This is a genomic window from Phormidium sp. FACHB-1136, assembly GCF_014697375.1.
Taxonomy (GTDB): Bacteria; Cyanobacteriota; Cyanobacteriia; order Phormidesmidales; family Phormidesmidaceae; genus Nodosilinea.
Genome location: NZ_JACJRS010000003.1, coordinates 1 through 16,676 on the forward strand (window position 1 = coordinate 1; position 16,676 = coordinate 16,676).

General features: G+C 57.4%; 13 protein-coding genes. 9 read left to right on the forward strand and 4 right to left on the reverse strand.

What is annotated here, in order from left to right; translation table 11 throughout:
- Positions 1-368: helix-turn-helix domain-containing protein (locus H6G62_RS01625; protein ID WP_190492371.1), on the reverse strand; the 368-nt coding region annotated here is incomplete at its 3' end.
- Between the two features lie 457 nt (positions 369-825).
- Here H6G62_RS01625 and H6G62_RS01630 point away from each other — a divergent pair.
- Complete coding sequence (locus tag H6G62_RS01630; protein WP_190492372.1) at positions 826-1,386, forward strand: hypothetical protein; 561 nt, start codon at positions 826-828, stop codon at positions 1,384-1,386.
- 114 nt (positions 1,387-1,500) lie between these two features.
- Here H6G62_RS01630 and fbp read toward each other — a convergent pair whose 3' ends face one another.
- Together fbp and H6G62_RS01640 are read right to left on the reverse strand one after the other, a co-directional pair.
- Entirely contained in the window at positions 1,501-2,562 is a 1,062-nt protein-coding gene (fbp, locus tag H6G62_RS01635; RefSeq protein ID WP_199324673.1) for a class 1 fructose-bisphosphatase, read from the reverse strand.
- Positions 2,563-2,838: 276 nt separating this feature from the next.
- The gene (locus H6G62_RS01640) at positions 2,839-3,447 is read right to left on the reverse strand and encodes a hypothetical protein (protein WP_190492373.1); all 609 of its coding nucleotides are present in this window, start codon (positions 3,445-3,447) and stop codon (positions 2,839-2,841) included.
- A 174-nt stretch (positions 3,448-3,621) separates the two neighbouring features.
- Between H6G62_RS01640 and ychF the strand changes: the two genes are divergently transcribed.
- The 8 genes from ychF (at position 3,622) to H6G62_RS01680 (ending at position 14,883) form a co-directional block, all read left to right on the forward strand.
- Positions 3,622-4,713, forward strand: a complete 1,092-nt coding sequence (ychF, locus tag H6G62_RS01645) for a redox-regulated ATPase YchF (RefSeq protein ID WP_190492374.1) — start codon at positions 3,622-3,624, stop codon at positions 4,711-4,713.
- 77 nt (positions 4,714-4,790) lie between these two features.
- A complete protein-coding gene (locus tag H6G62_RS01650) occupies positions 4,791-5,897 on the forward strand; it encodes a metallophosphoesterase (protein WP_190492375.1) in 1,107 nt (368 codons plus the stop codon).
- A gap of 616 nt (positions 5,898-6,513) precedes the next feature.
- Positions 6,514-9,528, forward strand: a complete 3,015-nt coding sequence (locus tag H6G62_RS27620; RefSeq protein ID WP_190492376.1) for a diguanylate cyclase — start codon at positions 6,514-6,516, stop codon at positions 9,526-9,528.
- A 369-nt stretch (positions 9,529-9,897) separates the two neighbouring features.
- On the forward strand, positions 9,898-11,289 hold the full coding sequence (locus tag H6G62_RS01660; RefSeq protein ID WP_242051781.1) for a trypsin-like peptidase domain-containing protein: 1,392 nt from the start codon (positions 9,898-9,900) through the stop codon (positions 11,287-11,289).
- 105 nt (positions 11,290-11,394) lie between these two features.
- A complete protein-coding gene (locus tag H6G62_RS01665; protein ID WP_190492377.1) occupies positions 11,395-11,970 on the forward strand; it encodes an LptA/OstA family protein in 576 nt (191 codons plus the stop codon).
- 96 nt (positions 11,971-12,066) lie between these two features.
- Positions 12,067-12,795: an LPS export ABC transporter ATP-binding protein gene (gene lptB, locus H6G62_RS01670; protein WP_190492378.1), complete on the forward strand. Its 729-nt coding sequence runs from the start codon at positions 12,067-12,069 to the stop codon at positions 12,793-12,795.
- 114 nt (positions 12,796-12,909) lie between these two features.
- Positions 12,910-14,085 (forward strand): LptF/LptG family permease, encoded by a 1,176-nt coding sequence (locus H6G62_RS01675; protein WP_242051782.1) that lies wholly within the window; start codon positions 12,910-12,912, stop codon positions 14,083-14,085.
- 306 nt (positions 14,086-14,391) lie between these two features.
- Positions 14,392-14,883 (forward strand): hypothetical protein, encoded by a 492-nt coding sequence (locus tag H6G62_RS01680; protein WP_190492379.1) that lies wholly within the window; start codon positions 14,392-14,394, stop codon positions 14,881-14,883.
- A 406-nt stretch (positions 14,884-15,289) separates the two neighbouring features.
- Here the strand turns inward: H6G62_RS01680 and H6G62_RS01685 are convergent, their stop codons facing one another.
- The gene (locus tag H6G62_RS01685) at positions 15,290-16,675 is read right to left on the reverse strand and encodes an alkaline phosphatase family protein (RefSeq protein WP_190492380.1); all 1,386 of its coding nucleotides are present in this window, start codon (positions 16,673-16,675) and stop codon (positions 15,290-15,292) included.
- Between the last annotated feature and the right edge of the window lies 1 nt (position 16,676).

Consider the following 16,676-nt stretch of genomic DNA (forward strand, 5'->3'; position numbering starts at 1 on the left):
GTCTCTTTCTCAAGATGAGATGCCAATCTCTCGGCGGTCCATGTCCCAAACGCATAACCGTAATCTTGAGGCTCTTTATCAATGACTTCTATCAGTAAGTCAATATACTCATCCGTTGCCTTATGATAGTTGCCTTTCATTCGGTCATCGATCAAACTATCTAACTTGCTCGGATCTCCATGGGTGCTCCAGTAGGCCACCTTCCGCAAGGAGCATCCGATTAAGTCCGCGATCTCTTGTTGAGTCCTGCCGTCATTGCGCAGTAGTAGTATTAGAATGCGCTCTCGAATGTCAGGGTGTTCATGGAACTTCAACTGCTTCTGAAGCTCTTGCTTTTCCTCTGACGTTAGATAGTTTCTGACTCCCATGGCTTATTCCAGAATTTTAATGTATTATACGCAGTTTAGATGACTAACAGCTTACTGAGAGTTCCCTTCGTAATTATTTCCTAGACTCATCCCTAACCATGTCCCGCAATATTTCTCTGGTATTTTCATCCTTAAATTCGCTACGATCTTGAAACAGGTTGGTCATTTTAGCCGTTTTTGTGAGTGATTAGTCAGTCAATGTAAATCTTTGAATCAGGTTTTTAAGCCAGATTTAGTTTGACTAGGCTTGATGCGCTCATAGCATAAAAATTTAGTATTGGGCTAACCCAATATTCTATTCGGCAATGAAAGTCTCCATTTTGATGGCTTTCACCATAGTTCTATGGCGAGATGTATCTCATTGACGAATTATGGAAACTTAAAGCTCATGCATAATAAGCATCTATTCGTGATCCTAGGGATCATCGGTGGCTTTTCCGTGACCCTAGGAGGCTGCTTGGAAACGCCTCCAGCGACTCAAGGTTCAAACCACAGCCAGATCAGCCCCACACCCACAGATACTGAGGCAGTCGATCCATTAGACAATCCACCAGTGCCTATCGTCGCAAACTTAGGTGTTGAGAATGGCCATGATGGCCCCCTAACGGCGGTTCAAAATGGCCTAGCTATCCGGGTAAATGGTAGTGTCTCTATGGATGTTATTCAACGCGATAAAACCCACTTCACTCAATTCGTAGATGCTGGAAACGAGGGTAAATTCATTGTTGTTTATATTACCCTAAAAAACATGAATATCAATTCTAATCAGCTCTCTTCCCTAGAGATTCATCTACGAGATAACCAAGGTAGAATGTTTGAACGAGTGCAGACCATTCATGAGGATTTTATTATCAGTTTGTGGGCTGAGGATAGAGGGTTGTTTAACCCTAGAGATCTGATTCCCCCTAAGACCTCGGTAGAGACGGTAATAGTTTTCCGAGCGATCCCTGATGTCCAACCATGGGAAATGCTGGTCGGCGATCAGGTTTTTCCGATCAACCCAAGTCCCGCGCCCTGACTAACCTCCCTGAGGCCGGGATCGGAATAATAGGATCAGTAGCTTTGGAGAGGGCTGATTTTGTCTAGCTTTGCCGCCATTGCCACCACCCCTACGGGATTGCCGAATTTAGGGTTATCCGTCATCCCGGTTTTGCCGACGGCTGTGGTCATAGATAAAGGATTCCACCAGGGCCACGTCTTCGGTGCTGCCGATGATCAGCGGGGTACGCTGGTGCAGTTCCGTGGGTACGACATCCAGGATGGGCTGAATTCCGGTGCTGGCACGGCCTCCAGCCTGTTCAATCAGCATGGCAAGGGGGGCACTTTCGTAGAGCAGCCGCAGCTTGCCCTCCGGTTTTTTGACGGTGCCGGGGTAGAGGAACACACCGCCCTGGAGCAAAATCCGGTGAAAATCCGCCACCAGTGCCCCACTGTAGCGGGCCGAATAGCCCTCATGGCGGTGGACATAGCGGGTGAAGTCGCGGATGGCGTCGTCCCACTGCCAGAAGTTGCCTTCGTTGACGCTGTAGGTGGGGCCGTGGCTGGGAACCCTAATATTCTCTGCGGCAAGAATAAATTCCCCTAGGCTCGGATCGAGGGTAAAAGCATGAACGCCCTGGCCGAGGGTATACACCAGCATCGTGCTAGGGCCATAGAGAATGTAGCCCGCCGCCAATTGCTGATGGCCATCCTGCAAGAGATCCTGGGCGGATTGGTCGAGATCGTCTCCGGTCTGGCGACGGATGGAGAAAATAGACCCAATGCTCAAATCAATGTCGATATTCGAGGATCCATCGATGGGGTCGTAGAGCAGGGTGTAGCGGCCAATGGGGCAGTTTTCGGGGATGTAGTAGGGCTGATCCATCTCCTCCGAAGCCAGCCGACAGACCAGGCCGCTTTGTTTGAACACCGAAATAAAGACGTTGTTGGCGTAGACATCCATCTTTTTGACGGCCTCGCCCTGCACGTTGGTCTCTCCGGTAAAGCCCAAGACCGATTCCATCAGCCCCGCCCGACTGAGGTGGCGGGCAATCAGCTTTCCGGCCAGGGCAATGCGATTCATCAGGGCGCTGAGATCCTGGGCATCGGGGCTGAAGCTCTGCAACTGCTCTAGGACGTGGCGGGACAGGGTTTTGCAATCCCGATCCACCGCAAAGGCCGCATCGGTGGGTTGATAGTCCGTCATGTCCGTCATGGGTATACCTTGGTAAGTCGGAAACAGGGCCAGAAGAGGGATCGGTTCGGGCTCCAAACGCCTCTTCCCTAGCCTTTACCCATGGTAGGAAGCCCCAGGCCCAACTATCCTCAACCTTTAGACTGGCTTCACAAGTTGGCTTGTTCATCACCCGTCCCCAGCCACCACGCCTCATCCTAGGCAAGAGAACCAGGCGTCCATAGGAGGCCGCGCCGCCCATGCCCCAACGGGTCGAGGTGTGGATCGGGCGTCCGGTTGGGTGATCCAAACCCTTGGTCAGCGCTGTTCGGGGCCGAACTCTTGCACCATGGCCCGCATTTCGTCGGTGTTGACGGGGTAGCGGTTGGCATCTGTCCAGGTCACCACTTGGTAATAGTGCTCCCCCATTTCAACGGTGGTATGGAGGTAGGCCACGGCTTGCCCCCGCACATCGGCCTGGAGGGCGTACTGCACCGCCGGATAGTTGCTGATTTGGCTGATCTGCGTGCGCGATTCCGGGCTAGTGACTCGGTCAAAGCTGAGTCGCATCAGTTGTAGGTATTGAATGGCCTGTTGTTCCAGCGTTCCGGGGGGAACGTTCGCCTTGCTTTCCGCCAGCACCACCACAAAAATGGCCTGTCCGGGGTGATAGGCTTGCAGGTCGGAACTGGGGTGGAGGGAAGGAAAGGGGGCGGGTTGCCAGCCTCGCCGCAGGCCCAAACTGGCGGGAACGTTGCGGCTAACGAGTCGGTTGCCTCGCACCGAACGGCTGACGTACTGGTTGCCCGTTTCCGTATCGGCATCGGGGGAAGACCCGGCTAGACCCAGGGTTTGACACCCCGACAGCAGCACCCCTAGCCCCAGCCCTAGGCTAATCCACCCCGCCCGCCACCTTGCCCTCACCATTGCGCCTGTCCTCCCCTACCCACGTTGTCTCCAGGCCATTGCTTAAGACCTATGTCGTTCTAAGGGTATAGCAACCCTCGGCGCTTGCAACAGGTAGCTGAATTGGGGGCGTCCTCCCCTATGCTGAAGGGGTATGATGGTATGCCTTGCCCCTTTATTTGACGACCTAAACCCATGCTACGAGCCGGAATTGTGGGCCTGCCCAACGTTGGAAAATCGACCCTCTTCAATGCCGTGGTTGCCAACGCCAAGGCCCAAGCCGCCAACTTTCCCTTCTGCACCATCGAGCCCAACGTGGGGGTCGTGGCGGTGCCCGATCCTCGGCTTCAGGTGTTGGCCGACCTCTCCAGTTCCGACGACATTGTGCCCGCCCGCGTAGAATTTGTGGACATTGCCGGACTGGTGAAAGGAGCCAGCCAAGGGGAAGGCTTGGGCAACCAGTTCCTCGCCAATATCCGCGAAGTCGATGCCATCGTCCATGTGGTGCGCTGCTTTGAGGACGATGACATTATCCATGTGTCCGGTTCCGTAGACCCCGTGCGCGACATGGAGGTGATTAACCTGGAACTGGCCCTAGCGGATTTGGCCCAGCTAGAGCGTCGGGTGGATCGAGTCCGCAAGCTGGCCCGCGCCGACAAAGAGGCCCAGGCGGAGTTAGCTATCCTGGAAAAAATCCTGCCCGTCCTCAACGAGGGCAAAACCGCCCGCCAGGTAGAACTCGACGAAGAGGCCGAGGCCATCATCAAACCCCTCGGTCTGCTCACCCGCAAGCCCGTTATCTACGCCACCAATGTCTCCGAAGATGACCTCGCCAGCGGCAACGCCTGGGTGGAACAGGTGCGCGAAGTGGCGGCTCAGGAAGGGGCGCAAGTGGTGGTGATTTCGGCCCAGGTGGAATCGGAGCTAATCGACCTCAACGACGAAGAACGGCGGGACTTTTTGGATGCCCTAGGCGTCACCGAAGGGGGGCTGATGACCCTGATTCGCGCCACCTACGAACTGCTGGGCCTGCGGACGTACTTCACCACTGGCCCCAAGGAAACCCGCGCCTGGACAATCAAAGCCGGAATGCTGGCCCCTCAGGCGGCGGGCGTCATCCACACCGACTTTGAGCGCGGTTTCATTCGGGCCGAAACCGTCGCCTACCAAGACCTGGTGGACAACGGATCGATGCCAGCGGCGAAGGAAAAGGGCTTGGTCCGCAGCGAGGGCAAAGAATATGTGGTGCAGGAGGGCGACGTGATGCTCTTCCGCTTTAACGTATAGGGCACTGGAATCGACTGACACGGGGGCCACCCTTTGCGGGTAGGCTGGTAGGAGTCTGACGCCATCCATCTCACCCTATGGGACAGCGCTTTCGTTTTGCCATCGTCAGCGACCCCCACGTCGCCCTCCCAGAAACCATCCCCGACCACCCCCACCGCTTTCATTTGGTTGAGGTCAGTATTCCGGGGTTAGAGCAAATTTTTGCCCACCTGGAAACCCTGGATTTAGACTTTCTGCTGCTGCCGGGAGACCTGACCCAGCATGGGGAATGGGAAAACCACGATTGGCTGATCCAGCGGCTCAAGCGCCTCCCCTTTCCGGCCTACGTGGTTCCCGGCAACCACGACATCATTGCCCACGACGCCAGCCCCCAGGCCATTGGCTTAGCCGATTTTCCCCGCCTCTACCAGGGGTTTGGCTACGATGGCCCCGCCCCCTACTATCACCGGGAGATTCTCCCCGGCATCCATTTGCTTGGCCTCAATTCCAACGCCTTTGATGGGGCGGGGCGGCAATTGGGGGTGGGCTATGTGGATGATCAACAACTGGCCTGGTTGGCGGATCTGCTGCCCCGTCTACAAGGCGACCTAGTGCTGGTGATGCTGCACCACAACGTCTTAGAACACCTGTGGGGACAGGCCCAAAGCCCCCTGGGCCAGCGCTACATGGTGCATAATCGGCAGGCTTTGATCCAGCCTTTAGCCGCCGCCCAGGTGCCGCTGCTGTTCACCGGGCACCTCCATGTGCAAAACATTGCCCGCCAGGGTTCGCTCTGTGAAGTGTTGACGGGTTCCCTGGTCAGCTATCCCCATCCCTACCGAGTGCTGGAGGGGAACTGGGAGCGGGGCCAATCCCTGCGGCTGGCGGTGCAATCCCATCGGCTGCTGGCGGTCAACCCCTGGGATGATCTGCAAACCATGTCCTACGCATGGATGTGCGACCGGGCTGGGGTGTTTATGGCCAAGTTTCTGGCGGCTCCGCCCATTAACCTCTCCCAGGCCGAGGCCGAAGCCCTTGCCCCCAGCCTCAGCCACTTTTGGCCCACCATTGCCAACGGCGATCCCCAGTTTGACTTTTCCTACCTGCCCCCGGCGGTGCGGCCCATCCTAGAGCGGTTCAATGCCGTGGATGCCCAGGGCCAACCCGAAACCCTGGACAATGCCACCACCCTCCTTTGGCCCTAGCCCCCGCTGATCCAGAAATCTCGATTTCGCCTTGCGCTGAGGGTTGATCCCCCCTAGCCCCCCTTGGGAAGGGGGGAACTGGATTCAAAGTCCCCCTTGGAAAGGGGGATTTAGGGGGATCTCCCAGGCGCTCAAGGATAGCGATGAAATGTGTACAAGCCGTAGTTTGGCCCTAGGGGTAGCCCAAGGTCTGGGCGCTTGGCCCGCTGGCCCGGTTCGCGATCCGACGATCTGCGATGCCTCAGTAATTCCCTAGGGCTGGGACAAGGCATCGCTTCCGTAAAAGCCCTAACAACCTTAAATAAAATGTGATCGATAAGACGATTTGATTCCTTATACGTAAAGATAGGAGTAGCCATGGTTACCTCTATCAGCGCTTGATGCTTTTCTTAAGTAAGGTTAAAGAACGGCGGCTTAGGTTGTGGTTATCCCCTCGGAATGGGCACACAAAGATTAGAGATGAGTGGTTAATCTTGCCTTTATCTGAGGGCAAGGGTTGTGTAGTGCATCATTTTTTTCTGTGCTCCCGTTTTGTTCCTAAGGTGATGTTGTGGCTGGTGAGAGCATATGGACGGATAGCCCTAGCGTAAATCTACTGGGGTTCTCAACCGAGTCTATGGTGAGCCCTGCGGAAACCATGGACGCCCTGCGGGCACAGGTAATGGCGTTAAACCGGGCTAACCAATCTCTGCGAGAGCAACTGGTGGCCGAGCAAGCCACGGTACGGCGCTGGCAAATGGCCCTAGAGAGCACCGGAGATGGCCTATGGGATTGGAACCCGATCACCAATGAGGTTTTTTTCTCGGCCCAGTGGAAAATGATGTTGGGCTACGACGACCACGAGATCAGCAATCGGCTAGAGGAATGGGACAGCCGGGTGCATCCCTACGATAAGGCCCAGTGCTACGCTGACCTAGAAGCTCACCTGCGCGGGGAAGCCCCGATTTACCAAAACGAACACCGGATGCGCTGCAAGGACGGCAGCTATAAGTGGATCCTTGACCGGGGCCAGGTGATTGAATGGAATGCCGAGGGCCAGCCCCAGCGGTTGATTGGCACCCATACCGACATCAGCGAACGTAAGCGGGAGGAAATGCAGCGGCAGCAGATGGAAATTATTCTGCGCCAAAGCGAGGCCACCAACCAGGCGATTCTGTCGGCCATGCCGGATTTATTGCTGCGGGTGGGGCGCGATGGCACCTGCTTTATGGTGTTGCCGCCCAAGGATGAGACCTCCAGCAGTTTTTTGCCGATTCAGCGCCATCTCTCGGAGGTGCTGCCCCTCGATATTCTGCACTACCAGCTCCAGCGCATTGACCAAGCCCTGGCCACGGGGCAGCTTCAGGTGTGGGAACAGCAGGTGCCCAAGCATGGCAAAATCTGCTACGAAGAGGTGCGTCTGGTGCCCTGTAGCGATGAAGAATGCCTGGTAATTGTGCGGGACATTACCGAGCGCAAACAGACGGAACTGGCCCTCAAAACCAAAATTGATGAGTTGGATCGGTTCTTTTCGGTCTCCCTGGATTTGCTCTGCATTGCCGACACCGATGGCTACTTTCGCCGCCTCAACTGCGCCTGGGAAAGAACCCTGGGCTACTCCCTAGAGGAGCTAGAGGGCCAACCCTTTATGAACTACGTCCATCCCGACGATGTAGAAGCCACCACCGCCACGCTAGCCACCCTTTCGGATCAGCAGGAAATCCTTAATTTCGTCAACCGCTACCGCTGCCGGGATGGTTCCTACCGCTGGATTGAGTGGCGATCTGTTCCGGTGGGTACGGTGGTCTATGCCGCCGCCCGCGATATCACCCATCGGCGACAATCTGAGATGGATCTCAAGTCCACCAAGGAACAGCTCGAACTAGTTCTCCAAGCCTCCTCCGAGGGCTTTTCGGACTGGAATTTACTCACCAACGAAATCTACTTTTCCCCCCGATGGAAGGCCATTCTCGGCTACGAAGACCACGAACTGGAAAACTCTCTGGCCATGTGGGAGTCGGTGGTGTTTGAGGCGGATCGCCAACGCTCCCAGCGGCTCACGGAGGACTACAACGCGGGACGCACCGATCACTTTTCCCTCGTGCAGTGCTATCGTCACAAAAACGGGTCAACGGTGCATATGCTGACCCGCCTGCTCCATGTGGTGGATGACGAAGGGCGGGTGGTGCGGATGGTGGGGAGCCACCTGGATGTAACCTCCACGGTGGAAATGCAGGCGGCACTGCAAACCTCAGAAATGCAACTTAGCGGCGTCTTAAATAGCTCTCTCGATGGCATCATGGCCTTTCGGTCGGTGCGCGAGGATAACCTGGTGATCGACTTTGAATGGCTGCTGTGCAATCCCACTGCGGCCAAACTTCTAGACCAGGATCCCCAAGTCATCCTGGGACGACGGTTGCTGGATATTCGCCCCCATCGCCATATCGATACCCTCTTTGCCCTCTGTCAGCAGGTGGTGAGTACAAAACAGCCCGCCCAGCAGTCGGTTCACTATCGCCATCAAGACCAAGACTTTTGGCTGGAGGTGACCGCCGTGATACTGGGGGATGGGCTGGCGGTCACCTGTCGAGATATCACCCCCCTGAAGCGGTCGGAGTTGGCCCTGCATCAATCGAACCAGAAATTGCAGGACAACGTGGAGGATTTACAACAGCGCCAGGAGGAAATGCTGCGCCTGGGCGAAATGAACGAGTTCATCCAGTCCTGCCTGACGGTGCAGGAAGCCTACGAGGCCATGGCCACCCTGGTGGCTCCGATGTTCCCCAACTGCTGCGGTAGCCTTTTCATCATCAATGCCTCCCGCAACTACGCGGAACTGGTGGCCACCTGGGGCCAACATCTCACCTCCATGACCGAGTTTCATCCCCAAGACTGCTGGGCCTTGCGGCGGGGCCGCAGCCACCTGATAGACCCTGATCAAGCAGGGCTGCGCTGCCATCACAGCCATGCCCCGGACTCCGCCATCACCCTATGTTTGCCCATGCAGGCCCAAGGGGAAATCCTGGGCTTGTTCTACCTCTGTGCCGAGACCCCCGCCCACTTCCCGGAGGCCAAGCGACAACTGGCCCGCACCGTGGCCGAGCAATTATCCTTGGCCATCGCCAACCTGCACCTGCGCGAAACCCTCCAGCACCAAAGCATTCGAGACCCCCTGACAAGCCTATTTAACCGCCGCTACCTAGAGGAATCCCTGCATCAGGAAATCCAGCGAGCCCAGCGCCACAACCATCCCATCGGGGTGATTATGCTGGATATTGACTACTTTAAGACCGTCAACGACACCTACGGCCACGATGCCGGGGATCTGGCCCTTCAGGCGGTGGGCAAAATTCTGCGGGAACGGGTGCGCGGGTCGGATATTGCCTGCCGCTACGGGGGCGAGGAAATGACTCTGATTTTGCCCGAATCGACCCTGGCGGTGACGGAGATGCGGGCCGAGGCCATTCGCCTCGAAATCGAACGCCTGCGGGTGAACTACCAGGGCATCACCATGAAACCCTTTACCACCTCCCTGGGGGTGGCCTGCTTCCCCAACCATGGAGCCACAACCAGCGCCCTGATTAAAGCCGCCGATGCCGCCCTCTACCAAGCCAAAGCCAAAGGCCGCAACCGAGTTGAGATTGCCCCCTAGGCATTGCCCCCTAGCCATTGCCCCCTAGCCATTGCCCCCCTATCAACTGCCCCCTAGCAACGGCCCTCTGAATGTCTGGATTGGTACCTGGGTTGATGCCGCTATCGTGCCTGTGGGCAAACTGTCCTAACCGCCTGGAATAACGACCCTTGACCAGGGTTATCCTGACCCTAGGAGAATAGGGGTGTAAACCCTATCCAATCGCGGTTCCCCCAGTTAACCCGATCCTCCGTTACCCAGATTGCACTTCGCCCCTACTCTCCCCTCCCCTCCCCTCTCCTCATCCCCGTCAACCCTATCGCTATGGCACACCCCGTCTTTCCACGATTGGCCTTCGCACGATTGGCTTCGGGCTCCCTAGTCCTGGGTATGTTGCTAGGTGTTTTTCCCGGCACACCTCCCTGGCCCGGTGTTCGCAGCCTTGGCCCCCAGGCCGCCCTAGCCCAGTCCACCCTGGATGAAGCCACCACGGTTCGCGTTTACGACCGCGTCAGTCCGGCGGTGGTAGCCATCCAAACCCGTGATGGCGGCGGCAGTGGCAGTATTTTGGATGCCAGTGGGCTGATCCTCACCAATGCCCATGTGGTGGGTCGAGATCGGGTGGTAACGGTGCGCCTCGCCGATGGTCGTACCTTCCAGGGGGATGTGGTGGGCTATGGCCAGAATCGGCTGGATTTGGCCGCTGTGCGCTTGCGGGGCAACCCCGGCAACCTCCCAACCGTTACCATTGCACCCCCCAACTCGGTACGGGTAGGCCAAAGCGCCCTGGCCATTGGTAGCCCCTTTGGCCTCCAGGGCACCCTCACCGTAGGCATCATCAGCCGCATCGACACCGAGCGCAACCTGATTCAAACCGACGCCGCCATCAATCCGGGCAACTCCGGTGGGCCACTGCTGAATCGCGATGGCCAAATGATTGGCGTCAACACCTCAATTTTCACCACCGGGCAATCTGGGGGCAACGTGGGCATCGGTTTTGCCATCCCCACCGATGCCGTTCAGCAATTTCTGGCCTCGGTGCGGTCTGGGCAGGCCAGCACCACCGCCCAGGGTGGACGCACCGACCGAGAACCCACCGCCATCGCCTTGAATGGATCCCCGGTGCAGGGCCAGCTTGATAGCCGCAGTAACGTATTGCCCGATGGCAGCTACTACAACCCCTACAGCTTTGAGGGCCAAGCGGGGCAGCGGATCACCATTGACATGGTCAGCAACGAACTCGATGCCTACCTAATTTTGCTGGCGGCGGGGGATGAGGAGTTCTTTGTGCAGGATGACGACAGCGGTGGCAACCTCAATGCACGGCTGTCGGTGCAGTTACCCTATACGGGCACCTATTTGATCTTTGCCAATGCCTACGCCGAGGGCGAAACCGGACGCTACCAACTGCGCCTCAGTGGCAATGGCGGCAATGCGGGGACACCCCCCAGCGCTCCCCAGGGTAGTGGATCCGTCCTACGCCAGCAGGGCACCCTTGGCCCCGGCGATGCCACCCTCAATGATGGATCCTTCTACCAGGAATATCGTTTCCAGGGGCGGGCGGGCCAAACCGTGCGCGTTAGGCTCAGTAGCGATGTGTTTGACACCTACCTAATTCTGCTGGACGATCAAGGCAATCGCCTAGGGGAAAACGACGACCGTAGTCCTAGTGATACCAATTCGGAACTGGTCATCACCTTGCCGCGCAATGGATCCTATCGTGTCCTCGTCAACGCCTTTGACCGCACGGGGCAGGGGCCATTCCTGCTCACGGTGGATTAGACTAAGTTCGGTCTACAGAACCGACAGCGACACCAACGGAACACAGATCAACCGATCAAGCGTGGGTAAGCTGACATGATCAGGTCAGGAAAGCAGGGGGAGAGGATGAGGCACAGCCTAAATCGACGGTGGTTCATGGTGCCCTTGGCGGCGGTGCTGTCCTTGGTGGGTGGATTGCGCCCCTGGGCTCCCCTGGCCCAGGCCCAAGATACCATCACCCTGAGATCCGACATCCAGGAAGCTAACACCAACACGGGCGTCATCACGGCGCGGGGCAACGTGCAAATTGACTATCCCTCCCAGCAAATTCGGGCCACCTCTGCCCAGGCCGACTACTACAGCAACGAGCAGCGCATCGTCCTCAGTGGCAATGTGTTGGTTACCCAGGAGGGCAATATCCTGCGGGCCGAAGTGGTCACCTACCTGATCGACGAAGGACGCTTTGTGGCGGCCCCCCGCCCCAGGGAACAGGTGGAAACCATTTACCAAATTCCGGCCTCCCAGGCTCCAGCCATGGCCGTTCCCGCACCCACTCCCCCCCGCGTGTCGCCCACGCCGCCCGCCGCCGTACTCGAGGTGAACCCCGTGGATCAGCGCGGCAACCGAGAGCCCACCTCCCCAGACCAGACCCCCAACCCCGGCAACTCAGACAACTCAAACAGTGAGCCCCTCCGGCCTTAGCGGGACTCCGGGGTTGAGGTCGCCCTACACCCATGGCTAGGGGGCGTTTGATACAATCACTCCAGCGCTGTTTGCCCTTTACTTGCCCAGGCTCCCTTGAAAATTGTTTTGGATAACGTACAAAAAACCTACGGGAAGCGCCAGGTGGTGAACCGGGTGAGCTTGTCCGTGGCCCAGGGGGAAATTGTCGGCCTGCTGGGGCCAAACGGGGCCGGGAAAACCACTACTTTCTACATGGCCACCGGATTAGAGCGCCCTGACCGAGGGAAAGTCTGCCTCGACCAAATTGATATTACCGACCTGCCCATGCATCAGCGGGCTCGGTTGGGGATCGGTTACCTAGCCCAGGAGGCCAGTATTTTCCGTAACCTCTCCGTGGCCGATAACATTCGCCTGGTGCTTCAGCAAACCCGCGTGCCCGTGGAGGAACACGAAGATCGGTTGCACCACCTGCTGAAGGAATTTCGGCTGGAGCGGGTGGCCAACACCCTGGGTATTCAGGTTTCCGGGGGCGAGCGACGGCGGACGGAACTGGCCCGATCCCTAGCATCGGGGACGGATGGGCCAAGGTTTCTCTTCCTCGATGAACCCTTTGCCGGGGTAGACCCCATCGCCGTGGCGGAAATTCAGGACATTGTGGCCAAACTGCGGGATCGGGACATGGGCATTCTGATTACCGACCACAATGTGCGCGAAACCCTGCGGATTATCGACCGGGCTTACATTATGAGCGACGGCCAGATTCTCGCCTCCGGCAGTGCCGACGATCTCTACCAAAATCCCCTGGTGCGGGAACATTATCTGGGCCAAGACTTTTCCCTCTAGGGGGCCTCTGGACTAGCCCCGCCCCTTGGCCCACTCCGTATCTTTAGCTTGATTTCATTGATTGATTTCGCCGCCCGATTTTTCCCTGACGTTCTCGGTCTTGATCTCCCTACCATGGCAACGGTCTCTTCTCCCGCTCAGCGCCTATCTCGGCCTCGCCCTTGGTGGCCCAGCATCGCCGTGATGGATCGCTACATCGCCAAGGAACTCACCCTACCGTTTTTGTTTGGGGTGGGGGCATTTTCCTCCATTGGCATTTCCGTGGGGGCATTGTTTGAGCTAATTCGTCGCATCACCGAGTCGGGCCTCTCCATCACCCTGGCGGGCCAAATTTTCCTGCTCAAACTGCCGGAATTTATCGTGCTGGCCTTTCCCATGTCTACCTTGCTGGCCACCATGATGACCTACAGCCGCTTCTCCAGTGATAGCGAGTTGATTGCCCTCCAGGGGGTGGGGGTGAGCATTCGGCGGATTATTGCCCCGGCCATGGTGCTCAGCCTGCTGGTCACGGGGCTGACGTTTTTGTTCAACGAGCTGATTACCCCCGCCGCCAACTACCGAGCCGCCGTTACCCTAGAGCAGGCGTTGAACTCCGAGCGCCCTCCCTTCCAAGAGCGCAACATTTTCTACCAAGAATTTCAGCCCGCCGCCGATGACCCCGAAGCCCAGGAACTCAAGCGCCAGTTCTATGCCCGCCGCTTTGACGGCACTACCATGCATGGCCTCACGATTCTCGATTTTTCCCAGGTGGGGCTAAACCAGGTGGTGAGTGCCGAGAGCGCCGTTTGGGATGTCAAAAATAATGTGTGGACCTTCTACAACGGCACCATCTACGTAGTTGCCCCCGATGGCTCCTTCCGTAATATTGTCACCTTTGAAACCCAGGCGTTACAACTGCCCCGCACCCCCCTAGACCTAGCCAGCCGTACCAAAAACGACACCGAAATGAACATTGCCGAGGCTACCCAGCAGCTCGCCCTGGTGCGCCAAAGCGGCGACGAAAAGAAAATCCGTCGCTGGCAAATTCGGATTCAGCAGAAATACGCCCTGCCCTTCGTCTGCGTGGTGTTTGGGTTGGTGGGTTCCTCCATTGGGGTGCTGCCCCAGCGCACCAGCCGCGCCACCAGCTTCGGCATCAGCATCGTCATTATCTTTGGCTACTATCTGCTGTCCTTTATCACCAATGCCATGGGCGAGGTGGGTCTGGTATCTCCCTTTGCCGCCGCCTGGATTCCCACCTTCCTAGGCTTGGCCATCGGACTCTATCTGCTCCTGCGGGCCTCCCGCTGAGGGCCAGACTAGGGACAGATCTAGCCTCCTGCTGGGTGACGCCTATAGGGCGTTGGGCTCACGGCAGCGCCTTCCATTGCACCGAAAAAGCGGCGGGCTAGGGTTGGGCTCTACGTAATCTTGCGTAGAATTATGGGGGTGCCTATTTCGGTAAATCCTTAGGTGATCAGTTCTGAAAAGCTAGAGAAACCCTGATTGAATTAGAAAGAGAAGCCTTTACTGTATAGGGTATAGGCCAGTTTTCCCCTCACCATATACTGGAATCATCTACGCTCCCACCCTGAGAATCCCATTGAGGACCTACTGATGACTCGCCCCACCATCCAATCTGCCCCCCAACCCACCCAACCCACCATTGTGGACTATGCCTTCGCTCGTATGGATCCAGAAATAGCGGCTTCCTTCAGCGAAAACCAGCGCCAAGCCCTCGCAACGGTCTTGGCCCCCCGTCGCCATGCCGTCAACCTGCGGCTTTCCTTCCCCTATGGTTTTGGGCGTGGCTATCTAGTGGTTTTGGCAGGTCAAGAACATCGCGACAGCCTCCGCCATCCTGAAACTGCACCCCATCCCCTGTGGACGCCCCTCGCCCTCGCCATTTTGTTGGGAGTCATGGGGTCTGGCATTGCTGTGTTCATGGGGCTACTCCAGGTCAACGAGAAGCAGTTGTCTAAGCTGGTGACTCCCTCGGTGGCTCCAGCGGCCATCCCCTTCAAGGCCGATGCCGAAAGCTGCCGGGAAAGCGGTCGGATCTGGCAAGATAATCACTGCCTCGACTACGACCACGACGCTACGTTTTAATTGGATCAGTTGAATGTGCTGTGCTAGCCTGTCATCGTGAAACCCCGTCATCGCGAAGGCTTAGAGTATGCCCACTAACGCGATGGACAACTAATCCAGCCGGGGAATCACTGAGTAATAATACTGCTGAGTCGATAATTACTCCATTTCTGAAACCCTTTGATAGCAAGGTTTTCATCTCTTGACTCAGACGATTCACAAGAACAAATAAACGTCAACCTGCGGAATGTCGGTTCTAGTTATTGATCAAGCCGCTAGGGCAAGCTTCGTCTGAGATTCAGTCTGTTTTAGCGGCACGCGAACAAACTGAGCTAGAAGCAAATCTAAGTTCAGAGGTCGTTGCACGTCTTCAAACACGAATCCAAACGGGAGCGTGAACTGGCCCGATTGCAAAGCCACCCTGGCACTACTCCCACACATTGCCTCGTAGGCCATCGGGAGGGGTAATGCCGTAGCGGCGCAGCAGGGTGGGCAGCACGTCGTAGAGTTGTGCGCTTTCCATCACCCGACCGTTTTGGGGCTGGGCGGGGTCGTGGAAAATGGCGAGGCCGAAGGGGGCGTGGTTGGCGTCGTCGGGGCCAGTGTCGTTTTCTACGGCGTAGAGGCTGTTGAGGCCCACGCTGCCGACGGAACGCCAAGCTAGATCGTCGAAGTACACAATCAAATCAGGAGCCCGTCCGCGTACCTTTTGGTAGATGTCCTGGGGTTTGAAGACCTTGATGGGCAGGGGATTACCGCTGGGGTCGGTCAGGGTTTTGAGCTTTTCGGTGAGTTCCTGGCGCAGGGCGTCGTAGTCGGCCATGGCCACGGTGCCCTCGGGTTCGCGGCCCTTAACGTTGAAGAAAATGCGGGCATAGTAGCCCCCGGCTCCCCACACCTGGGTTTGGCCCCAATCCACCGCCGCCTGGTCGAGGGGGATCACCTGGTCGGGGGATTCTTTTAGGGTGAGGTAGCCTTGGGCGATCAGCCATTCGTTGATGCAAATGCCGCCCATCAAGGGTTGCGCCCCGTGGTCGGACACCACCAATACCGCAGTCTCGTCGTCGCAATGGGTCAGCAACTCGCCCACCCGTTTGTCCACATGGACGTAGTAGTCGTGGATGGCGGTGGCAAAGGGGGAATCGGCCTCGTACTGGGGATGGCGCGGATCCATCGGTTTCCAAAAGGCGTGGTGCAGACGGTCTACGCCCATATCCACCAGCATCAGGAAGTCGGGCTGATCCCGGTTGATCAGTTTCTCAGCCAGCGTAAAGCGCTGGTCGCACAGGCTGTAGAGGTTTCCTAAGATGCGGTCTTTTTCGTCGGAGCGAAAGTTGGGCACATCCATCATGAAGTCTGGCATCCAGGCTTTAATCTGGTCGCCCAGTTCCGGCGGATAGGTGAAGGGCACTTCCGTGCTAGGGGTGAGAAAGCAAGACAGCAGGGAACCGTTGACGGCGTAGGGGGGCGAAGTTCCCGGCACACTCAGCACCGCCACCGACCAGCCTGCCTCTCCCAAAATGTCCCACAGACGGGGAAACTTCACGGCCCGCCCGTCAGAAATCGCCATGGAGTGATAGTCCCGATCCCGCCGATTGCGAAAACCGTAGATGCCCAGTTCTCCGGGATCGCGCCCCGTCATCATACAGCTCCAGGCGGGTACGGTGATGGCAGGAATGCTGCTCTCCATGCGGCCATACATGCCCTGGGCCATCAGCCGACTCAGGTTCGGCAAATCCTCCCGCCACTGCTCGAACACCAGAGACGGCTCCATGCAGTCGAGGCCAATAATAATCAGGCGGGGCGTAGGCATG